Raw genomic sequence first — 2,506 nt, 5'->3', positions numbered from 1 at the left:
ACACGTCCGGAATCAATTTTTTCACTGTAAATTCTTGAAACACTGGCTTTTGCAGGTACTGTAAGGGCCTGAATTTCAACTAAAAAGACTCTGCTGCCTTCAAAAACCGGTGTGCAGGCTACTCCGGCAGGTTGATTTTCCTTTCTGGCAGTTAAAAACAGGGATGCAGGATTCAAAACCGGCTCTAATCCCTTTTCATTCATGCTGAAAATGCCTATTTCATCAACAGAACCAAAGCGATTTTTCTGAGCATGAAGGAATCTTATGTCATCTGCATTGCGTTCAAACGAAATTACTGTATCTACCATGTGTTCCAGAGACTTTGGACCTGCAATTGTACCTTCTTTTGTTACATGAGCGGTCATAATAAGCACTGTATCACGTTCTTTTGCCCATGAAATGAACTCATTAGCACAATATTTTAGCTGATTTACGGTTCCGGGGATAATTCCAGCCTCTGCACTGTATATGGTTTGAATGGAATCTATGATTACGAAGGCTGGATTAAGCGAATCAAGGGCATCCAGAGAGTCTTCCAGGCGGGAAGTACACAAAATATTGATTCCATCGCATTTTAATTCAAGGCGGTCAGCGCGTTCTTTTATCTGTGCAGCAGATTCCTCACCGCTTATATAAAGAACTACCGCTTTGTTTTTAGCAACGCTGGCTGCAGTCTGTAAAAGCAGGGTAGATTTACCGATTCCCGGCTCTCCGCCAAGTAAAATTGCAGATCTTTTTGTGGCTCCATTACCTAAAACCCGGTCAAATTCACTGATTCCGGTAGAAAGGCGGCTGTTTTCCTGTGCTTTTACGGTTGAAAGGCCTACAGGTTTCTGTTTTTCAACAGCTGTACTGCCTCTTCCGGCTGGGGTGACATTGTTTTTATCAATAATGATTTCTTCAAGGGAGTTCCATTCTCCGCATTCAGGGCAGCGACCAAGCCATCTTGGTTGTGTGTATCCACAGTTAGAACATCTGTAGCTTACAGATCCGCTTTTTTTTGCCATATTACCTCTTTCGGTCGGATTTTAAGGGGAAGTTTTTGTGAAAATTTCACAAAAACTATTGACATCTGAATTATATGCCATTATATTAATCATAGCTTGTAAATAAGCTGATAAACTCTCTCCGATGTCCAGCAACGCTGGACGGCAAGGTTCCCTTCTAGTGTTACTGTCTGGGAACCTTGTTTTTTTTAACCCTAAATTGTCATCCTCGGGCTTGTCCCGGGGATTTTTTCATTGTTTTATCCCTGTGTAATTACTGATCCTGCAGGTACACTTTCTGTAACCCATGTGTTACCACCAATAATAGAACCGTGTCCAATTACTGTTTCGCCGCCAAGAATGGTTGCATTTGCGTAAATTGTTACATCATCTTCTATAGTAGGGTGTCTTTTCTTGTTCTGAAGGTTCTTTTTAACGCTTAAAGCTCCAAGGGTAACACCCTGATAAATCTTTACATTATTTCCAATTAAACAGGTTTCACCAACTACAACACCAGTTCCGTGATCAATAAAGAAAGATTCGCCGATTGTAGCGCCAGGGTGGATATCAATACCGGTTTTTCCGTGAACATGTTCACTCATAATACGAGGAATGATAGGCACGCCATTTTCATAAAGGAAATGTGCAATACGGTATACAAGAATTGCTTCAAGACCAGGATAAGAAAGAACAACTTCTTCATTACTCTTTGCGGCAGGGTCTCCGTTGAATGCAGCTGTAACATCAAGCTGAATTTTACGTCTGATTTCCGGAATTTCTTCTATTAAAGCTATTGCTGTCTGCTCTGAAAGTTTAAAGCAATGTGATTCTGCAATATTTGCGAGTTCTTCATGGCTGCAGGTCTGTGATTTTGTATAAATCATAGCCTTTTGGATTTCGCGTGTGAGGTTTGCAATGATATTGTTTACTTTCTGCCCTGTAATATATCTGATATTAACTGAATCAATGTCTTCTGCAGTCTTAAAACCAGGGAAAATAACAGTCTGAATATCAGAAAGAATTGAAACTACGTTCTGACGGTTTGGAAAATCTTCTGTATGACTTCTGTTTATAAGGCCATAACGGTCATAGGAATCGAGAATTCCATCAATCAGCATATCAATATTCATTTTTATGTAAACCTCATTTAAATTATTTTGAAAGAATGATAACATAGTTAGAAGAAAAATTCTAATAAATTTATCAAATTCTAGATAAATTTTATTGACTAAAATTATTTCTTAGTTTATATTCGTAGAACGCATGTTTTCTATGAGTTAGTGTGGAATACTGCAAGATGCCCCCGTAGCTCAGTTGGTAGAGCACCACATCGGTAATGTGGAGGTCTGCAGTCCGATTCTGCACGTGGGCTATGAAAATTGAAAATTTTTTGGCGAATATATTTAGGAGTTAAATATGGGAAGCAAGAAGAAAGGTGCTGTTGAAATTATCGCTTTGCAGTGCACAGAATGTAAGAGAAAGAATTATACTACTTACAAGAACCGCAAGAACATCACAGG

Annotated in this window: 3 protein-coding genes and 1 tRNA gene; 2 read left to right on the top strand and 2 right to left on the bottom strand. The window is 39.3% G+C overall.

Going from position 1 to position 2,506, the window contains the following annotated elements; all coding sequences use genetic code 11:
* The coding region (locus K6D58_RS00850) for an ATPase domain-containing protein (protein WP_296826581.1) at positions 1 to 1,007 on the bottom strand (1,007 nt) is incomplete at its 3' end.
* A 239-nt stretch (positions 1,008 to 1,246) separates the two neighbouring features.
* Positions 1,247 to 2,116 carry a serine O-acetyltransferase EpsC gene (gene epsC / locus K6D58_RS00845; protein ID WP_296826579.1) on the bottom strand — a complete coding sequence of 290 codons (870 nt, stop codon included), beginning with the start codon at positions 2,114 to 2,116 and terminating at the stop codon, positions 1,247 to 1,249.
* Between the two features lie 169 nt (positions 2,117 to 2,285).
* Here epsC and K6D58_RS00840 point away from each other — a divergent pair.
* A tRNA-Thr gene (locus tag K6D58_RS00840) sits at positions 2,286 to 2,358 on the top strand.
* Between the two features lie 44 nt (positions 2,359 to 2,402).
* Positions 2,403 to 2,506: 50S ribosomal protein L33 (gene rpmG / locus K6D58_RS00835; protein ID WP_296826583.1), on the top strand; the 104-nt coding region annotated here is incomplete at its 3' end.

This window comes from Treponema sp., from assembly GCF_024696245.1.
In the GTDB taxonomy this organism is placed as follows: domain Bacteria; phylum Spirochaetota; class Spirochaetia; order Treponematales; family Treponemataceae; genus Treponema_D.
Note: the sequence above shows the minus strand (reverse complement) of the source record. Positions and strands in the feature narration are given on the sequence as shown.